Source organism: Pseudomonas sp. 3JA (genome assembly GCF_036961705.1).
In the GTDB taxonomy this organism is placed as follows: domain Bacteria; phylum Pseudomonadota; class Gammaproteobacteria; order Pseudomonadales; family Pseudomonadaceae; genus Aquipseudomonas; species Aquipseudomonas fluorescens_Q.
In genome coordinates this window covers 112,587-129,049 of the sequence record NZ_JBAMDJ010000007.1, presented here as the reverse complement: position 1 = coordinate 129,049, position 16,463 = coordinate 112,587, and the positions used below count along the sequence as shown (strand labels likewise).

At 59.6% G+C, this 16,463-nt stretch carries 15 protein-coding genes; 11 read left to right on the top strand and 4 right to left on the bottom strand.

Translation table 11 applies throughout. The annotated features are described in order from the left end of the window. Nucleotides 1–28 precede the first annotated feature (28 nt). From atpG to glmS, 6 genes are all read left to right on the top strand, one after another. Complete coding sequence (atpG, locus tag V7773_RS07700) at nt 29–889, top strand: F0F1 ATP synthase subunit gamma (RefSeq protein ID WP_063323660.1); 861 nt, start codon at nt 29–31, stop codon at nt 887–889. Between the two features lie 27 nt (nt 890–916). After that, on the top strand, nt 917–2,293 hold the full coding sequence (gene atpD / locus V7773_RS07695; protein WP_014340987.1) for a F0F1 ATP synthase subunit beta: 1,377 nt from the start codon (nt 917–919) through the stop codon (nt 2,291–2,293). Between the two features lie 45 nt (nt 2,294–2,338). Continuing rightward, nucleotides 2,339–2,764 carry a F0F1 ATP synthase subunit epsilon gene (locus V7773_RS07690; RefSeq protein WP_003207087.1) on the top strand — a complete coding sequence of 142 codons (426 nt, stop codon included), beginning with the start codon at nt 2,339–2,341 and terminating at the stop codon, nt 2,762–2,764. 115 nt (nt 2,765–2,879) lie between these two features. Then, nucleotides 2,880–4,247 (top strand): bifunctional UDP-N-acetylglucosamine diphosphorylase/glucosamine-1-phosphate N-acetyltransferase GlmU, encoded by a 1,368-nt coding sequence (gene glmU, locus V7773_RS07685; RefSeq protein ID WP_336072901.1) that lies wholly within the window; start codon nt 2,880–2,882, stop codon nt 4,245–4,247. Between the two features lie 209 nt (nt 4,248–4,456). Next, the gene (locus V7773_RS07680) at nt 4,457–5,233 is read left to right on the top strand and encodes a DeoR/GlpR family DNA-binding transcription regulator (RefSeq protein WP_060739917.1); all 777 of its coding nucleotides are present in this window, start codon (nt 4,457–4,459) and stop codon (nt 5,231–5,233) included. Between the two features lies 1 nt (nt 5,234). After that, nucleotides 5,235–7,067 carry a glutamine--fructose-6-phosphate transaminase (isomerizing) gene (gene glmS, locus V7773_RS07675; RefSeq protein ID WP_336072900.1) on the top strand — a complete coding sequence of 611 codons (1,833 nt, stop codon included), beginning with the start codon at nt 5,235–5,237 and terminating at the stop codon, nt 7,065–7,067. A 314-nt stretch (nt 7,068–7,381) separates the two neighbouring features. Here glmS and V7773_RS07670 read toward each other — a convergent pair whose 3' ends face one another. Beyond that, nucleotides 7,382–8,089, bottom strand: a complete 708-nt coding sequence (locus V7773_RS07670) for an NUDIX hydrolase (protein ID WP_336072899.1) — start codon at nt 8,087–8,089, stop codon at nt 7,382–7,384. Beyond that, the gene (locus tag V7773_RS07665) at nt 8,079–8,636 is read right to left on the bottom strand and encodes an adenylyltransferase/cytidyltransferase family protein (RefSeq protein ID WP_063323669.1); all 558 of its coding nucleotides are present in this window, start codon (nt 8,634–8,636) and stop codon (nt 8,079–8,081) included. The genes V7773_RS07670 and V7773_RS07665 overlap by 11 nt, the downstream gene beginning before the upstream one ends. Nucleotides 8,637–8,817: 181 nt before the next feature. On the opposite strand from V7773_RS07665, the gene V7773_RS07660 reads away from it, so the two are divergent. From V7773_RS07660 to nadE, 3 genes are read left to right on the top strand one after another with little or no spacing between them, the layout of a single operon-like run. After that, nucleotides 8,818–9,465 carry a nicotinamidase gene (locus tag V7773_RS07660; RefSeq protein ID WP_072343693.1) on the top strand — a complete coding sequence of 216 codons (648 nt, stop codon included), beginning with the start codon at nt 8,818–8,820 and terminating at the stop codon, nt 9,463–9,465. 9 nt (nt 9,466–9,474) lie between these two features. Further along, nucleotides 9,475–10,704 carry a nicotinate phosphoribosyltransferase gene (gene pncB / locus V7773_RS07655; RefSeq protein WP_336072898.1) on the top strand — a complete coding sequence of 410 codons (1,230 nt, stop codon included), beginning with the start codon at nt 9,475–9,477 and terminating at the stop codon, nt 10,702–10,704. Between the two features lies 1 nt (nt 10,705). Beyond that, nucleotides 10,706–11,542: an ammonia-dependent NAD(+) synthetase gene (gene nadE, locus V7773_RS07650; protein WP_336072897.1), complete on the top strand. Its 837-nt coding sequence runs from the start codon at nt 10,706–10,708 to the stop codon at nt 11,540–11,542. Nucleotides 11,543–11,549: 7 nt separating this feature from the next. Here nadE and V7773_RS07645 read toward each other — a convergent pair whose 3' ends face one another. Continuing rightward, the gene (locus tag V7773_RS07645; RefSeq protein ID WP_063323673.1) at nt 11,550–13,439 is read right to left on the bottom strand and encodes a methyl-accepting chemotaxis protein; all 1,890 of its coding nucleotides are present in this window, start codon (nt 13,437–13,439) and stop codon (nt 11,550–11,552) included. 192 nt (nt 13,440–13,631) lie between these two features. Here V7773_RS07645 and nudK point away from each other — a divergent pair, with 192 nt between their 5' ends. Then, nucleotides 13,632–14,228 carry a GDP-mannose pyrophosphatase NudK gene (gene nudK, locus V7773_RS07640; RefSeq protein ID WP_063323674.1) on the top strand — a complete coding sequence of 199 codons (597 nt, stop codon included), beginning with the start codon at nt 13,632–13,634 and terminating at the stop codon, nt 14,226–14,228. Here nudK and ftrA read toward each other — a convergent pair. Continuing rightward, nucleotides 14,185–15,213, bottom strand: a complete 1,029-nt coding sequence (gene ftrA, locus V7773_RS07635) for a transcriptional regulator FtrA (protein ID WP_336072895.1) — start codon at nt 15,211–15,213, stop codon at nt 14,185–14,187. The genes nudK and ftrA overlap by 44 nt on opposite strands. Before the next feature lie 265 nt (nt 15,214–15,478). Between ftrA and rarD the strand changes: the two genes are divergently transcribed. Then, nucleotides 15,479–16,408: an EamA family transporter RarD gene (gene rarD, locus V7773_RS07630; RefSeq protein WP_086936690.1), complete on the top strand. Its 930-nt coding sequence runs from the start codon at nt 15,479–15,481 to the stop codon at nt 16,406–16,408. Nucleotides 16,409–16,463 lie beyond the last annotated feature (55 nt).

Sequence of the window (16,463 nt, the reverse complement as noted above, 5' to 3'; positions counted from 1 at the left end):
TCCCGCTTGCTAACCTGATAGGTGTTACATGGCAGGCGCAAAAGAGATTCGCAGTAAGATTGCGAGCATCAAAAGCACGCAAAAAATTACCAGCGCCATGGAAAAAGTGGCGGTCAGCAAAATGCGCAAGGCACAAATGCGCATGGCTGCTAGCCGCCCTTATGCGGAGCGCATCCGCCAGGTGATTGGTCATCTGGCCAACGCCAACCCGGAATATCGCCACCCGTTCATGATCGAACGCGCCATCAAGCGCGTCGGTTACGTCGTGGTGAGCAGTGACCGTGGTCTGTGCGGTGGCTTGAACACCAACCTGTTCAAGGCCCTGGTCAAGGACATGGCTGTAAACCGCGAACAAGGCGTCGAGATCGATCTGTGCGTGATTGGTAGCAAGGGTGCGGCTTTCTTCCGCAACTTCGGCGGCAACGTCGTCGCTGCTATCAGCCACCTGGGTGAAGAGCCGTCGATCAATGACCTGATCGGCAGTGTCAAGGTGATGCTGGATGCTTATCTGGAAGGCCGGATTGACCGTCTGTCCGTGGTATCCAACAAGTTCATCAACACCATGACGCAGCTACCAACCGTGGAGCAATTGGTCCCACTGGTGGCGACCCCGGAACAGGAACTCAAGCACCACTGGGACTACCTCTACGAACCGGATGCCAAGGAGCTGCTCGACGGCTTGATGGTCCGCTACGTGGAGTCGCAGGTCTACCAGGCGGTGGTCGAGAACAACGCAGCTGAACAAGCAGCGCGGATGATCGCGATGAAGAACGCTACCGACAACGCCGGTGATTTGATCAGCGATTTGCAGCTGATCTACAACAAGGCGCGTCAGGCTGCGATCACCCAAGAGATCTCGGAAATCGTCGGCGGCGCTGCCGCGGTTTAACGGTTCAAATATTCAGAGGATCCAGCTATGAGTAGCGGACGTATCGTTCAAATCATCGGCGCCGTTATCGACGTGGAATTTCCACGCGACAGCGTACCGAGCATCTACAACGCGCTGAAAGTACAAGGCGCGGAAACTACCCTGGAAGTTCAGCAGCAGCTGGGCGACGGCATCGTTCGTACCATTGCGATGGGTTCCACCGAGGGCTTGAAGCGCGGTCTGGACGTTGTCGACTCTGGCGCTGCCATCTCCGTACCGGTCGGTAAAGCGACCCTGGGCCGGATCATGGACGTACTGGGTAACCCGATCGACGAAGCTGGTCCGATCGACACCGAAGAGCGCTGGGGCATTCACCGTCCTGCGCCATCCTTCGCTGAACAGGCAGGCGGCAACGACCTGCTGGAAACCGGCATCAAGGTTATCGACCTGGTTTGCCCGTTCGCCAAGGGCGGTAAAGTCGGTCTGTTCGGTGGTGCCGGTGTGGGCAAGACCGTAAACATGATGGAACTGATCCGTAACATCGCCATCGAGCACAGCGGTTATTCCGTGTTCGCCGGTGTGGGTGAGCGTACTCGTGAGGGTAACGACTTCTACCACGAGATGAAGGATTCCAACGTTCTGGACAAAGTGGCACTGGTCTACGGCCAGATGAACGAGCCGCCGGGAAACCGTCTGCGCGTAGCCCTGACCGGCCTGACCATGGCCGAGAAGTTCCGTGACGAAGGTAACGACGTTCTGCTGTTCGTCGACAACATCTACCGTTACACCCTGGCCGGTACCGAAGTATCCGCACTGCTGGGCCGTATGCCTTCGGCAGTAGGTTACCAGCCGACCCTGGCTGAAGAGATGGGCGTTCTGCAAGAACGTATCACTTCGACCAAGGAAGGTTCGATCACGTCGATCCAAGCGGTATACGTACCTGCGGATGACTTGACCGACCCGTCGCCAGCGACCACCTTCGCCCACTTGGACGCCACCGTCGTTCTGTCCCGTGACATCGCTTCCCTGGGTATCTACCCAGCGGTTGACCCACTGGACTCGACTTCGCGCCAGCTGGACCCGAACGTGATCGGCCAGGAGCACTACGACACCGCTCGCGGCGTCCAGTACGTGCTGCAGCGCTACAAAGAGCTGAAGGACATCATTGCGATCCTGGGTATGGACGAGCTGTCGGAAGCCGACAAGCAGTTGGTATCCCGCGCTCGTAAGATCCAGCGCTTCTTGTCGCAGCCGTTCTTCGTGGCTGAAGTCTTCACCGGTGCCTCGGGTAAATACGTTTCCCTGAAAGACACCATTGCTGGCTTCAAAGGCATCCTCAACGGTGACTACGACCACCTGCCAGAACAAGCGTTCTACATGGTCGGCGGCATCGAAGAAGCGATCGAGAAAGCCAAGAAACTGTAATCCCGGCGCCCGGCAACGGGCGCTAATTTAGGTTGAGGCAATCAGATGGCTATGACAGTCCATTGCGATATCGTCAGTGCGGAAGGGGAAATCTTCTCCGGTCTGGTCGAGATGGTGATTGCGCATGGTGAGCTGGGTGATCTTGGTATCGCTCTGGGTCACGCACCGCTGATCACTAATCTGAAACCGGGTCCGATCCGCTTGATCAAGCAGGGCGGGGAAGCCGAGGTGTATTACATCTCCGGTGGTTTCCTCGAGGTTCAGCCGAACATGGTCAAGGTCCTTGCCGACACTGTGCAACGTGCTGCCGACCTCGACGAAGCCTCCGCTCAGGAAGCCGTCAAGGCTGCCGAGAAGGCCCTGCACGAGCGAGGCGCGGAGTTCGATTACGGTTCCGCTGCTGCACGTCTGGCCGAGGCCGCAGCCCAGCTGCGCACCGTCCAGCAGATCCGCAAGAAGTTCGGCGGCTAAGCCGTCTGCTTTCTGTGCGATTGATTAAAAAGGGTAGCCTCGGCTACCCTTTTTTCTTTTCCCGACACTCATCATCTGGTCGCAGCCGCTGACCACCCAGGATTGGTAGCCAGTCATGTCTCTCGAAATCGTTATCCTCGCGGCCGGTCAAGGCACCCGCATGCGTTCGGCGCTGCCCAAGGTCTTGCACCCGGTAGCTGGCAATTCCATGCTCGGCCATGTTATCCACAGCGCCCGGCAACTTGATCCACAGCGCATTCACGTGGTGATCGGCCACGGTGCCGATGCTGTGCGCGAACGCCTGGCCGCCGATGACCTGAATTTCGTCTTGCAGGACAAACAACTGGGCACTGGCCATGCGGTGGCCCAGGCAGTGCCATTCATCACGGCGGATACGGTGCTGATTCTCTACGGCGATGTGCCGCTGATCGAAGTCGACACCTTGCAACGCCTGCTCAAGCATGTCGCGCCACAACAGTTGGGCCTGTTGACCGTCGAGCTGGACGACCCCACCGGTTATGGCCGCATCGTGCGTGACGTCGACGGCCAAGTGACCGCCATCGTCGAACAGAAGGACGCCAACGAAGCCCAGCGCGCGATCACTGAAGGCAACACTGGGATTCTGGCCGTGCCGGCTGAGCGCCTGGGTGACTGGATGAGTCGTCTGTCGAACAACAACGCCCAGGGTGAGTACTACCTGACAGACGTGATCGCCATGGCGGTCAGCGATGGACTGGTGGTCGCCACCGAGCAGCCGTTGGACGCCATGGAAGTGCAGGGCGCCAATGATCGCCGGCAATTGGCCGAACTGGAGCGCCACTATCAATTGCGCGCCGCCCGCCGCCTGATGGCCCAAGGCGTGACGCTGCGCGATCCGGCCCGTTTCGACGTGCGCGGTGAAGTCAGCGTGGGTCGCGATGTGCTCATCGATATCAACGTCATCCTCGAAGGCAAGGTTGTCATCGAAGACGACGTGGTCATTGGCCCGAACTGCGTGATCAAGGACAGCACCCTGCACAAAGGCGTGGTGATCAAGGCCAACAGCCATCTCGACGGTGCGGTCATGGGGGAGGGCAGCGATGCTGGCCCGTTTGCCCGCCTGCGCCCAGGCTCTGTGCTGGAAGCCCGTGCCCATGTGGGTAACTTTGTTGAACTGAAGAATGCTCACCTGGGCGAAGGCGCCAAGGCCGGGCACCTGACCTACCTCGGTGACGCTGAAGTCGGCGCCCGCACCAACATTGGCGCCGGGACCATCACCTGTAACTACGACGGTGCTAACAAGTGGAAAACCGTGTTGGGTGAAGATGTGTTCATCGGCTCGAACAACTCCTTGGTGGCACCTGTGGATATCTCCAGCGGCGCGACCACGGCAGCCGGTTCGACCCTGACTCAGAATGTGGATAAAGGCCAATTGGCAGTCGGACGCGCCCGCCAACGCAACATCGACGGCTGGAAGCGGCCGGAGAAAATCAAGAAGCCCTAAAGTTATCCACAATCCCCCTGTGGGAGCGAGCTTGCTCGCGATAGTGGTGTATCAGGTAAAGCAGCATTGCCTGACCTGGCCCCTTCGCGAGCAAGCTCGCTCCCACAGGAGTCGCATGATTTCTGAATTTTTCTTCTCCCGCCTTGACGATATCCCTGCAATAGGTTTTGATTAGTTACGTTATCTTTCGAATCGAAACTTACTTCACCATGTCAAAGCGCAATACGCCACAACGCCGTCACAATATTCTTGCCTTGCTCCAAGAGCAGGGTGAGGTCAGTGTGGATGAGTTGGCCAAACGCTTCGAAACCTCGGAAGTTACGATTCGCAAGGATCTCGCCGCCCTGGAAACCAATGGCCTGCTGCTGCGTCGCTACGGTGGCGCGGTGCCGATGCCGCAGGAGTTGGTGGCCGATAACGGGCAAACCGTCTCCAAGTACAAACTGGCCATTGCCCGGGCCGCCGTGAAGCGGATCCGCGAACATGCGCGCATCATCATCGACAGCGGCAGCACCACGGCGGCCATGATTCCGCAACTCGGCCAACAGCCGGGCCTGGTGGTGATGACCAATTCCCTGCACGTCGCCAATGCCCTGAGCGAACTGGAGCACGAGCCGGTGCTGTTGATGACCGGCGGTACCTGGGATCCTCACTCCGAGTCGTTCCAGGGCCAGGTGGCCGAGCAGGTCCTGCGTTCCTATGACTTCGACCAACTGTTCATCGGCGCCGACGGCATCGATCTGGTTCGAGGTACCACCACCTTCAACGAACTGCTGGGCTTGAGCCGCGTGATGGCTGAGGTTGCCCGGGAAGTGATCGTCATGGTGGAGGCCGACAAGATCGGCCGCAAGATCCCCAACCTGGAACTGCCGTGGAGCAGCGTCCATACCCTCATTACCGATGATCGCCTGCCCGTAGAGGCCCGCGATCAGATTCAGGCGCGCGGCATTACTGTGATCTGCGCGCCTGTCAGCCAGGAGAAATAGCATGTGTGGAATTGTCGGCGCTGTAGCTGAACGCAACATCACAGCAATCTTGCTCGAGGGCCTCAAGCGCCTGGAGTACCGCGGTTATGACAGCGCCGGTGTGGCGGTGTTTACCCACGACGAAAAGCTCGAACGCATGCGTCGTCCGGGCAAGGTCAGCGAGCTGGAACAGGCGCTGGAAGCCGAACCGCTGCTCGGTCGCCTGGGCATCGCCCACACGCGTTGGGCTACCCATGGCGCGCCGTGCGAGCGTAACGCTCACCCGCATTTTTCCGGCGAGCTGGCGGTGGTGCACAACGGCATCATCGAAAACCACGAAGCCCTGCGTGAACAGCTCAAGGCGCTCGGCTATGTGTTCACCTCGGACACCGACACCGAAGTCATCGCCCATCTGCTCAACCACAAGCTCAAGGACCTGGTGGACCTGACCGTCGCCCTCAAGGCCACCGTCAAGGAACTGCACGGTGCCTATGGCCTGGCGGTCATCAGCACAAAACAACCTGACCGCCTGGTGGCGGCCCGCAGCGGCAGCCCATTGGTGATCGGCCTGGGCCTGGGGGAAAACTTCCTGGCGTCCGATCAGTTGGCGCTGCGCCAGGTCACCGACCGCTTCATGTACCTGGAAGAAGGCGATATTGCCGAAATTCGCCGCGACAGCGTGCAGATCTGGGACCTCGACGGCAATGACGTGGTACGTGAAACCGTCCAGTACCGCGACGGTGCCGATGTCGCCGACAAGGGCGAGTTCCGCCACTTCATGCTCAAGGAAATCCACGAACAACCGGCCGTGGTCCAACGCACCCTGGAAGGCCGCATGAGCCAGAACCAGGTACTGGTCCAGGCGTTCGGTCCACAGGCGGCCGAGTTGTTCGCCAAGGTCCGCAACGTGCAGATCGTGGCCTGCGGCACCAGTTATCACGCCGGCATGGTCGCCCGTTACTGGCTGGAGGAACTGGCCGGTATTCCGTGCCAGGTCGAAGTGGCCAGCGAGTTCCGCTATCGCAAAGTGGTGGTGCAACCCGATTCGCTGTTCGTCACCATCTCCCAGTCCGGCGAAACCGCCGACACCCTGGCCGCCCTGCGCAACGCCAAGGAACTGGGTTTCCTCGCCAGCCTGGCGATCTGCAACGTCGGCATCAGCTCGCTGGTACGCGAATCCGACCTGACCCTGCTGACCCAGGCCGGTCGCGAAATCGGTGTGGCGTCGACCAAGGCGTTCACCACGCAACTGGTGGGCCTGCTGTTACTGACCCTGTCCCTGGGCCAGGTGCGCGGTACCCTGGGCAAAGGGGTCGAGGCAACCTTGGTGGAGGAGCTGCGCCGCCTGCCAGCCCGCCTGGGCGAAGCCTTGGCGATGGACAGCACGGTGGAAAAAATCGCCGAACTGTTCGCCGAGAAGAATCACACCCTGTTCCTCGGGCGTGGCGCGCAATTCCCGGTGGCGATGGAAGGGGCCTTGAAGCTCAAGGAAATCTCCTACATCCACGCCGAGGCCTACCCGGCCGGTGAACTCAAGCACGGCCCGCTGGCGCTTGTGGATAACGACATGCCGGTGGTCACCGTCGCGCCGAACAACGAGCTGCTGGAAAAGCTCAAGTCCAACCTGCAGGAAGTGCGCGCCCGGGGCGGCCAGTTGATTGTCTTCGCTGACGAGAAGGCTGGCATGACCAATGGCGAAGGCACCCACGTGGTGCACATGCCGCACATCCACGACATCCTGTCGCCGATCCTCTACACCATCCCGCTGCAACTGCTGTCGTACTACGTCGCCGTGCTCAAGGGGACTGATGTGGACCAGCCACGTAACTTGGCGAAGTCTGTGACGGTGGAGTGAGTTGTCCACCAAGAGCCAGGCTCCTTGGTGATCCTATGTAATGAATCTGTTCGGGTTTAGCACTGCTAAACCCGCTCATTCGTCCAGGCCGCATCGTTCCTTACGCATGGCTGGCACTTTTGGGGCCTATCCCCAACCCTTCACCCAATAGCTGAAGAGGAACCCGACCTGACATCTGCGCTGATTCTTTGAGAAACCAAAAAATTTGGATTGGAAGGTATTTTTCGATTTCCTTTATGAATATGAAAAAATACTTTCACTTTTTCTAACTTAGGGGCAGATACCAACCATCATGTGTGCTTGCCCCCTAAGCCCTACTCCAGAAAACAACGATCAAAAAGGTAAACGCTGGCCGGCTTGAGGTTTTCCACCGTGCGTTGCGGGCGGCCGCCGTCGCCGCTTTTCTTGCGGCCAGTCTCCTGTAGGTAGCCCGCCTCGGTCATCTTCAGTAAACGCTGGCGCATGCTGGTCTTGAGCACCGGACGATCGAGCACCACGGAGAAAACGCCCACCGCTTCCGGCGCACTGAACTCCGGGCCCAGGAACATCAGCGGCAGGCTGCTATAGAGGGCTTTGGACAACAACCGCTCCTGGACCGCAGCCACCAGGCTGTTGTGGTCGAAAGGGAGTTTGATCGAGGCGTCGGCGACGTCCTTGAGCGGGAAAAACCCCTGGTGTTCGGCGAGCTGGACCGCCTCGCTGACAATCGCCAGGTAGAACGTTGAGGACGACCAGCAGCGCGGATCGCGGAACGCGTCGCCGACGGTGCCGACCTGTTCGATCCAGGCCAGCGGCATGCCCACTTTGCTTGAGCTGCGCAGGCGCTCCACGGCGTCGTTCAGCGTGAGATCTTCGACGTCACCATTGACCACGATCCCGGGCAGCGCCCAGTGACCGGCGAACGGCTCGGCTTCCCGGCGGTTCAAGAGGATTTCCAGCGCCTGGGTCTCCCGGCACAAGCGCAGCACACAGAGGTCGATGGTGTGCAGATAGTCGCGCGCGGGGGCTGTGCTAGTGGGCATGTCGATTTCCGTGGGTCGCATAAAGGTCATAGTTTAACGGGTTCATGCCGGGAGCCATCCAGTCGGAGGGAAGCGGCTCGCCCAACGCCAGTCGTTCGCGAACCACCGTGCTGCGTACGTGGATCTTTTCCTCCACGCAAAGAATGGAAAAACGCTCCAGCAATTCCTGGCCGCGATAGAAGGTCGGCAGCCGATCCGCGACATCCCGGCCCACCACCAATGCAATCCGCTTGCCGTCCAGGGCCAGGCTGTCGGCGAGGTGGGCGAGCAGGGTGTAGCTGTAGATTGCGCCCTCAACGCCACGGGCCACGACCTGTTCTACCCGGCTTGCGCGTACTTCGGCGCAGCACAGTGGCTGCACCTTTTCGACGATCGATTCCAGCCAGTTCAGGCGAACGTCATAGTCGACCATTTGTTTGCCGTAAGGATGCCGGAAGCTGGGGACCACCAGCACGCGTCTGGCCAGGCGTGAGGCCTCGATCATTACCTGGGCGTGACCGGCGTGCGGAGGATTGAAGGCGCCGCCATAAAGGGCAATCTCGAACATGGCACATTCTCTTTTGGTACATGACGTGTACTCTATCAGCAAAATCTTTTTAGTGAAAACATGATTTGTGCTGAGCCATAGCCATTGTTAAGGATGGTTCGTCAAAAATATTTGCTGTGAGTGGCTTGTCATGAAAGTACACCTTATGTACTCTCGTCGCCATGAAGAGGAGAAACCCAGCATGAACAGCCTGACCCGGAAAACCGCTTCCTTCGATGTCGATGCGCAAAAGAGCTTCACGCCGCTATGCCCCGATGAGCTTCCGGTGCCGGGCGGTGACCAGATTGCCGGTGAGCTGAACTTCATCGCGTCCCTGGCCAGCCTCCGCATCGGCAGCAAGGACGCCCATTCGCCCCTGGCTCCGTGGGTGGTCGCCGATCATGCACAGATGTTCGTGCCGACCGGGCTCGAGCATGCCGATATCACCTGGGTCAGCCACTGCGTTCCCGGCACCGAAGGTTTCGCCCTGCTGGATCAACTGCCGAGCCCCTATGACTACGACTATTTCGTCTGGAAGGGTGTCGAGCCGGATCTGCACCCCTACGGCGCGTGCTACCACGACCTGCACGGCAAGCTGTCCACCGGGGTGATCGAGTACCTGAACGGCCTGGGTGTGCAGCAGGTGATTGTTGGCGGGCTGGCGTTGGATTTCTGCGTCAAGACCACCGCTCTGCAACTGGCCGCCGCTGGCTTCAAGGTGATCATTCACCTCCCGGCCTGCCGGGCCATCAGTGAGGAGGGGGCCATCCAGGCCATCCAAGACATGCAGCAAGCGGGGATTTCGGTGGCCTTGACCCGCGAAGAAACCATCCGCCTGGCAAACGCATAAGGAAGAGCCATGGACAGCGCATTCGATTCAAACAGCGGCACCATCCAGAGTCTTCTGGATACCGACTACTACACCTTCACCATGATGCAGGCGGTCTTGCACCAGCACCCGAATGTCGAGGTGGAATACCAATTCATCGTCCGCTCCAAGGAGCGCCTCGGTCACCTGATCCCGGACATTCGTGTGGAGCTGGAGAAGCTTGCCGGGCTGCAGCTGCGTGAGGGAGAGCAGCGGTTTCTGTTCAACAAGCGTTTTCGTGAGTACCTGACACCGGACTTCGAACAGTTTCTCGGCCTGTTTCGCTTCAATTTGCGCTACATACACGTTTCGGAAGTCGACGGCCAACTGCACATCCGCGTCCGTGGCCCGATGTTGCACTGCATCATGTTCGAGCAACCGGTATTGGCGATGGTCAGCGAACTGCGCAACCGCGAGAAATACCCCGAGGTCGAGTTGGCCGACGTCACCCGCAAGCTGTACCAGAAGTTCGAATGGCTGGAGAAAAACGCCAGCCGTGAAGAACTCGCCGAGTTTCGCGTTTCAGACTTCTCCACCCGGCGGCGGCTGTCGTTCAGGGCCCAGCGTGAAGTGGTGAATATTATGCGCAGCGATTTTCCTGGGGTCTTTGTCGGCACCAGTAACGCTCACTTGGCCTACGAGTTCGATCTCCCGCTGATTGGCACAATGGCTCACCAATGGCTGATGGTGCACCAGCAACTCGGGCGCTTGCGCGAGAGCCAGAACGCGGCGTTGGAAAACTGGGTGCGCGAGTATCGCGGCCGGCTCGGCATCGCGCTCACGGACTGCATCAGCACCGACTTCTTCCTCAAGGATTTCGACCTGTACTTCGCCAAGCTCTATGACGGCCTGCGCCAGGATTCCGGTGACCCGATCGTCTGGGCGGACAAGGTGCTCAAGCGTTACCAGGAACTGGGCGTCGATCCGCGCACCAAGGACCTGATGTTTTCCGACGGCCTCAATTTCGAAAAATGCCTGCCGATCCTGCGGCATGTTCGTGGCAAGGCCAAATTCGGTTTTGGCATGGGCACCAGCCTGGCCTGCGATGTCGATGGCGTCGAACCGCTGAGCATCGTCATGAAACTGGTGCGGGTCCACGGCGAGCCGGTCGTGAAGTTCTCCGACGACCCGATCAAGAACGTCTGCGAGGATGCCTCGTTTCTGCGGTACGCCGCCCAAGTGTTCAACGTCGCCCTGATCAATCCACAGCTGGGAGCCTGATATGACTACGCTTGTGCAAGAACGCATTGCCCGGGAACTGGGCATCGACCGTCAACTCACACGGGGTGGCGAAGCAACCGAGATTGCCCGCCGGATCGAATTCATCAAGCAGATCTTGCGCGAGTCGGGTTGCAAGTCCCTGGTCCTGGGGATCAGTGGCGGCGTCGACTCCCTCACCGCCGGCCGCCTATGCCAGTTGGCCGTGGAGCAATTGCGAGAGGAAGACTACGAGGCGCGTTTTATCGCAGTCCGGTTGCCCTACAAGGTTCAAGCAGATGAGCAAGACGCCCAGGCGTGCCTGGACTTCATCCGGCCGGACGTGATCACCACCAGCAACATCGCCGCTTGCGTTGACGGGTTGATGGGCAATATCGCCATCGATGGCTTGCAGCCTTCGGCCGAACTCACCGACTTTGCCAAAGGCAACGCCAAGGCCCGGGCACGGATGCTGGCGCAATACGCCATTGCCAATCTGAGCAATGGGTTGGTGGTTGGCACCGATCATGGAGCGGAGGCGGTGATGGGGTTTTTCACCAAGTTTGGCGACGGCGCGTGCGACCTGGCCCCGTTGTCCGGGTTGACGAAGACTCAGGTGAGATTGTTGGCCGATACGCTGGGCGCCCCCGCCAACCTGGTGCGCAAGGCACCGACCGCCGATTTGGAAGACCTGGCACCCGGTAAGCTCGATGAAGTGGCGTATGGCTGCAGCTACGAGGAAATCGATGGGTACCTGATGGGAAAAGAGGTGTCGCCGCAGGCGCGACAGATCATTGAACGCGCCTACCTCAAGACGGCCCACAAACGCGCATTGCCCCGCGTCCCGCCTACCCGGTTGTGAACGAGCCTCAGATCTTGAAGGTGTTGACCATTTGTTGCAGGCGGCGTGACTGGTTTTCCAGTTCTGTGCAGGCCTGCAAGGTGGATTGCAAATTGCCGACCATTTCCTGGTTCAGGTCATTGATGTGGCTGATGTCGCGATCCAGATTGTCCACCACCGAGGTTTGTTCTTCGGTGGCGGTGGCCACCGACAGGTTGATCTCGTCGATTTCGCCGATGCCCATCAGCACGCGATTGAGTCGCTCGCCTGCGAGCCTGGCGGTAGTGACGTTGTCGTCGCTGTGACGCTGGCTTTCGAGCATGGCGCTTACGGCGCTGCCGGCACCTGCTTGCAGTTCCTCGATCATGCTGTGGATTTCCTGAGCGGACTGTTGGGTGCGATGGGCGAGCGTACGGACTTCGTCCGAGACCACTGCAAAACCGCGCCCGGCATCTCCGGCGCGGGCGGCCTCGATGGCAGCGTTAAGGGCCAGCAAGTTGGTCTGGTCGGAAATGCCTTTGATGACGTCGAGAATACGTCCGATCTTCAGCGTTTTCTCATTCAGGCTTTCGATGTCCTGGCGGGTATTGACCACCTGCGACGAGAGTTGCGACATGGCGCTGATACTGCGCTGCACCACCGACTGGCCTTCCTGGGTCTGATCCCTGGTATCAGAGGCGCGGCTTGAAGCATGAGCGGCGCTGCGAGCGATTTCCTGGGCTGCGGCCCCAAGCTCATTGATAGCCGTGGCGACGTTATGGGTCAGCGCCGCTTGGGTGTCAGAGCTTTTCAGGGATGCGTTTGACGCCTGGCTGACCTGTGCCGCCAATTGGGTGAGCTGGACACTGGACGCCAGGACTTCCCGGATCGACTGCTGGATACGTTCGACGAAGCGGTTGAACCCCCCGGCCATCATGCCGAACTCATCCCGGGAGAGGCTGTGCAGGCGCTGGGTCAGGTCGCCTTCGCCATCGGCTATGGATTGCATGGCCGAGCCCATGCTGCGTAATGGTCGCATCAGGGCATTGATCAACAGGCCGAGCAAACCGACGGTCACCAGCATGGCGATCAATGTGGCGACCAACGCCGAAGCGCGAAACGCGTGGAGTACGGCGTAGGCCTTGTCTTTATCCACTGAAAGTCCGATGGACCAATGCAGCGAGGGTAGGCCGTTGATGGGTGTAAAAGTGACGATCCGCGTTCGGCCGTTTTCCTGCACTTCATTCAAGGCGCTGTTGATGCTCGGCGGGCCTTCGGGGAACGCTTGGGCGAGTGTCTTGGTCACTCGTGTGTTGTCCGGGTGCACCAGGATCTTGCCGTCGTCGCTGACCAGGAAGGCGTAGCCTATGCCGTTGAGGTCCACGGCATTGATGATTTTGGCGAGTTGCTCCAGGCTCAGGCTCGCCCCCAGCACACCCACGGCCTTGCCATCGACCTTGATCGGCGCCGCTTGGGTCATGATCAGGTAATCAATACCGGCACCGATGTAGGGTTCGGTCAGCACGGGTTCAAGGCTGCGAGCCGCGTCTTTGTACCAGGCGCGCTGGCGAACATCATACCCGTCGGGCATTACCCGCTCGGGATGGATAAAGAAACGACTGTCTTCAAGGCCGACGTAGCTGGCGATGAAGGTCTTTGTAATGATGTCCTGGGAGAGAATTGCGCCGATGGTCTGCGGGGTGGGATCGGCGGCGATGGTTTCGGCGGCACCTTCGATCAATAGGATGCGGCCGGCCAGCCAGCTGTCGAGGTTCGCGCCCAGCAACTGGCCGGTGGCCTGTAGGTTGCGGTGCAGTGCTTCGCGGGTGCTGGCTTGCTGGCGATGGTCGTTGAACAACGAGAAAGACAGGAATACCGCCATCACGATGACACAGGCACCCAGAAGAATCTTGTGGCCGAATTTCAGATTGATGCCCATGAGGAATTCTCGTCCGGTTTCTTTTTTATTGATGGAATCCCCGCAGGCTCAGGGCTGGTCGAAGATTTAATGAGCGGACAGATTTTGTCGAACTAGAAAAAACGATGGGCCATCGTGAGTTTTCTTGTGAGCCTGAAAGAGGTGCGAATGGAGTTTTCAAAGGGGACCGCGGGTCCCGAACGGAGTGGTCAAATGACACAGGCAATCGGCATCAAGGATCGCGTACGCATCAAGCACGTCGAAGTCCTCTCGGACGATTGGTACGTGCTGCGCAAGACCACCTACGACTACCTCGGCCGCAACGGCCAATGGCGCGAGCTGACGCGCGAGACCTACGACCGTGGCAACGGCGCCACCATCCTGCTGTACAGCAAGGCCAAGCAGACCGTGGTGTTGACCCGGCAATTCCGCTTCCCGGCCTTCGTCAACGGGCACGACGACTTGTTGATAGAAACTTGCGCCGGCCTGCTGGATAACGACGACCCGCACACCTGCATCCGCAAGGAAACCCAGGAAGAAACCGGCTATATCATCCAGGACGTGCGCAAAGTGTTCGACGCTTTCATGAGTCCGGGGTCGGTGACTGAGCGGGTGCATTTTTTCGTCGGCGAGTACTTCGATGAAGACAAGCAGCACGCAGGCGGCGGCCTGGAAGCCGAGGGTGAAGAGATCGAAGTGCTGGAAATGTCGCTCGATCAGGCCCTGGACATGATCGAGCGCGGTGAGATTTGCGACGGCAAGACCATCATGCTGTTGCAGTACGCCAAGTTGCATCGGTTGCTGGATTAGCCTTCAGGGCTGCCTGGGGACTGGCTTCACGTCTGCCAAACCGTTCACGGTAGGTGGAGGGTGGCAAACCCACAGCGTTGCGGAAGGCTGCGCGGAAACTTTCCACCGAGCGATACCCACAAGCCTGGGCAATGCTGGCTGTGTGCTGGTCGGTGCTTTCCAGCAGTTCCCGTGCCCGGTTGAGGCGCTCCTGTTGCAGCCAGGCCTTGGGTGCAAGGCCTGTCGTCTCGATGAAGCGTCGCAGGAAGGTGCGCTCGCTCATGGCGACGCGGGCGGCCATGTCGCCCACGCTGGGGGATTGATCCAGGTTTTCGCGAATCCATTGCAAAACACCGCTCAGTTCATTGCGTGGCGACTTGCTCACGGGCGCGACGATGAATTGGGCCTGGCCGCCGGTGCGTTGTGGGGCCATGACCAGGCGCCGGGCCACCGAGTTGGCGACGTGGGTGCCGCAGTCGCGGGCAATCAGATGCAGGCAGGCGTCGATGCCCGCCGCGCTTCCGGCTGAAGTGATCAATTGCCCGGCGTCCACATACAACACGTTCGGGTCGACGTTGATCAGCGGGTAGTGTTCGGCAAGCTCTTGGGCAAATTGCCAATGGGTGGTTGCGGTTTCGCCGTCGAGCAGGCCGGTGGCTGCGAGGACGAATACTCCCGAACAGATCGATAGCAAGCGTGCGCCTCGGGCATGGGCTTTGCGCAAGGCCTGCAACAGGGCTTCGGGAGGCGGCTCCTGACGGCTGCGCCAACCGGGAACGATGATGGTGCGTGCGGTTTCGAGTGCCTCGAGCCCGGCGTCGACGCCAATCTGCAGGCCGCCGAACGCACGCATCGGCCCCTGATCGACGGCCACGACTTGATGGCTGTACCAGGGAATGTCCAGTTCCGGACGCGGCAGGCCGAATATCTCCAGGGCGATACCGAATTCGAATACGCAAAGGCCTTCGTAGGCGAGGATGGCCACTGTTCCTGGAGGTGTCAGCATTTGGCGTAAAGCTACCGTTTATTGTCGTCTGCCGCACTGTAGCGGACTGTCCCGCCCTCCTACAATCGCTGGCAACACCCAGGCTGGCTGCGCCTTGTGACGGTGACAGCAGCATGACCGATGTCGGCCCGGAACGGGTGGCTGCCAAGGCACGCCTTGTCAGTTTCCGTCGTTCCTCGGCTGCCGAACAACCGACAATCACGCGCATTCTTCTCCCCAATAGTTGTGGATAACGCTATGCGCGCTTTCAACACCGAGGTGGCCCATGACAGCCAGAAATGAATCCGGACAAGGCGTGGCTTTCGGGCTCGGCGCTACGCTGCTTTGGGGATCCTACCCGCTTTGGTACAAACCGCTGGCCGGGCTCGACGCGTACCATCTGCTGTCTTGGCGGGTGGTGTTTGCCGAGCTGTTTCTCGTTGCACTGGTCTTGCTGACCGCACGAGTCTCAACCTTGCGTTCCACGCTTAAGACGGTTCGCCCGGTCAACGTGCTGACGGTCTCTGCGGTATTAGGGCTGTGGTGGCTGATGTACATCTACGCAATCATGACGGGGCGAGTGCTGGAGGTTGCCTTCGGCTATTTCCTCAGCCCGATCATGAGCATGTTGGTGTCACGCCTGGTCTTCAAGGAACGCCTCAGCGTCTTGCAGACCTGGGCCATTTTCCTGGCCGTGGCGGGCGTGACGCTGATGGCGTTCGAGTTGCTGAACCTGCACTCCTTCCCCTGGATCGCCCTGGTCATCGGTTTTTGCTATTCCTTCTACGGCCTCTTCAAGAAGAAGGTCCCGGGCGACCCGGTGGTTATCCAGACGCTCGAGATCGCAGTCCTGCTTCCGTTTGCAGCGGTATTCCTGCTGCTGGCACAGGCCCACGGCGTGGGCCATCAATTCCTGCAGTCAGGCACTCGCGACCTGTTGTTGGTCGCCACGGGGCTGATCACGGTACTGCCGCTGTGGTGGTACAGCCTGGCCGCCAAGCAGCTGTCGATGATCGCGCTGGGCTTCCTGCAATTTGTGCCGCCCATTTGCAACTTCCTGTTGGCTGCGTTCGTTTATGGCGAGCCGGTTTCAGCATTGAAACTGGCGGCATTTTCGTTCATCTGGCTGGCGCTTGCGTTGTTTACCTGGAACTCCATCCGGGCCCAGCGTGCAGCGGCAGCCGCCAACGTGTCCGCGCAGTTGCGTACGGCATGACATACCCGCAGCGCTGTCACTTTCCGGGAATGGCGCAGGTTTTTCAGGATAAGGA

What these genes read in the sequence shown, in the direction of transcription:
- V7773_RS07660 (WP_072343693.1), top strand. Translation starts at nt 8,818, where the DNA reads ATGAACAGCCTGACCCGGAAAACCGCTTCCTTCGATGTCGATGCGCAA.
- pncB (WP_336072898.1), top strand. Translation starts at nt 9,475, where the DNA reads ATGGACAGCGCATTCGATTCAAACAGCGGCACCATCCAGAGTCTTCTG.
- nudK (WP_063323674.1), top strand. Translation starts at nt 13,632, where the DNA reads ATGACACAGGCAATCGGCATCAAGGATCGCGTACGCATCAAGCACGTC.
- V7773_RS07645 (WP_063323673.1), bottom strand. Translation starts at nt 13,439, where the DNA reads ATGGGCATCAATCTGAAATTCGGCCACAAGATTCTTCTGGGTGCCTGT.
- V7773_RS07690 (WP_003207087.1), top strand. Translation starts at nt 2,339, where the DNA reads ATGGCTATGACAGTCCATTGCGATATCGTCAGTGCGGAAGGGGAAATC.
- V7773_RS07670 (WP_336072899.1), bottom strand. Translation starts at nt 8,089, where the DNA reads ATGCCCACTAGCACAGCCCCCGCGCGCGACTATCTGCACACCATCGAC.
- nadE (WP_336072897.1), top strand. Translation starts at nt 10,706, where the DNA reads ATGACTACGCTTGTGCAAGAACGCATTGCCCGGGAACTGGGCATCGAC.
- V7773_RS07665 (WP_063323669.1), bottom strand. Translation starts at nt 8,636, where the DNA reads ATGTTCGAGATTGCCCTTTATGGCGGCGCCTTCAATCCTCCGCACGCC.
- glmS (WP_336072900.1), top strand. Translation starts at nt 5,235, where the DNA reads ATGTGTGGAATTGTCGGCGCTGTAGCTGAACGCAACATCACAGCAATC.
- V7773_RS07680 (WP_060739917.1), top strand. Translation starts at nt 4,457, where the DNA reads ATGTCAAAGCGCAATACGCCACAACGCCGTCACAATATTCTTGCCTTG.
- atpG (WP_063323660.1), top strand. Translation starts at nt 29, where the DNA reads ATGGCAGGCGCAAAAGAGATTCGCAGTAAGATTGCGAGCATCAAAAGC.
- atpD (WP_014340987.1), top strand. Translation starts at nt 917, where the DNA reads ATGAGTAGCGGACGTATCGTTCAAATCATCGGCGCCGTTATCGACGTG.
- glmU (WP_336072901.1), top strand. Translation starts at nt 2,880, where the DNA reads ATGTCTCTCGAAATCGTTATCCTCGCGGCCGGTCAAGGCACCCGCATG.
- ftrA (WP_336072895.1), bottom strand. Translation starts at nt 15,213, where the DNA reads ATGCTGACACCTCCAGGAACAGTGGCCATCCTCGCCTACGAAGGCCTT.
- rarD (WP_086936690.1), top strand. Translation starts at nt 15,479, where the DNA reads ATGACAGCCAGAAATGAATCCGGACAAGGCGTGGCTTTCGGGCTCGGC.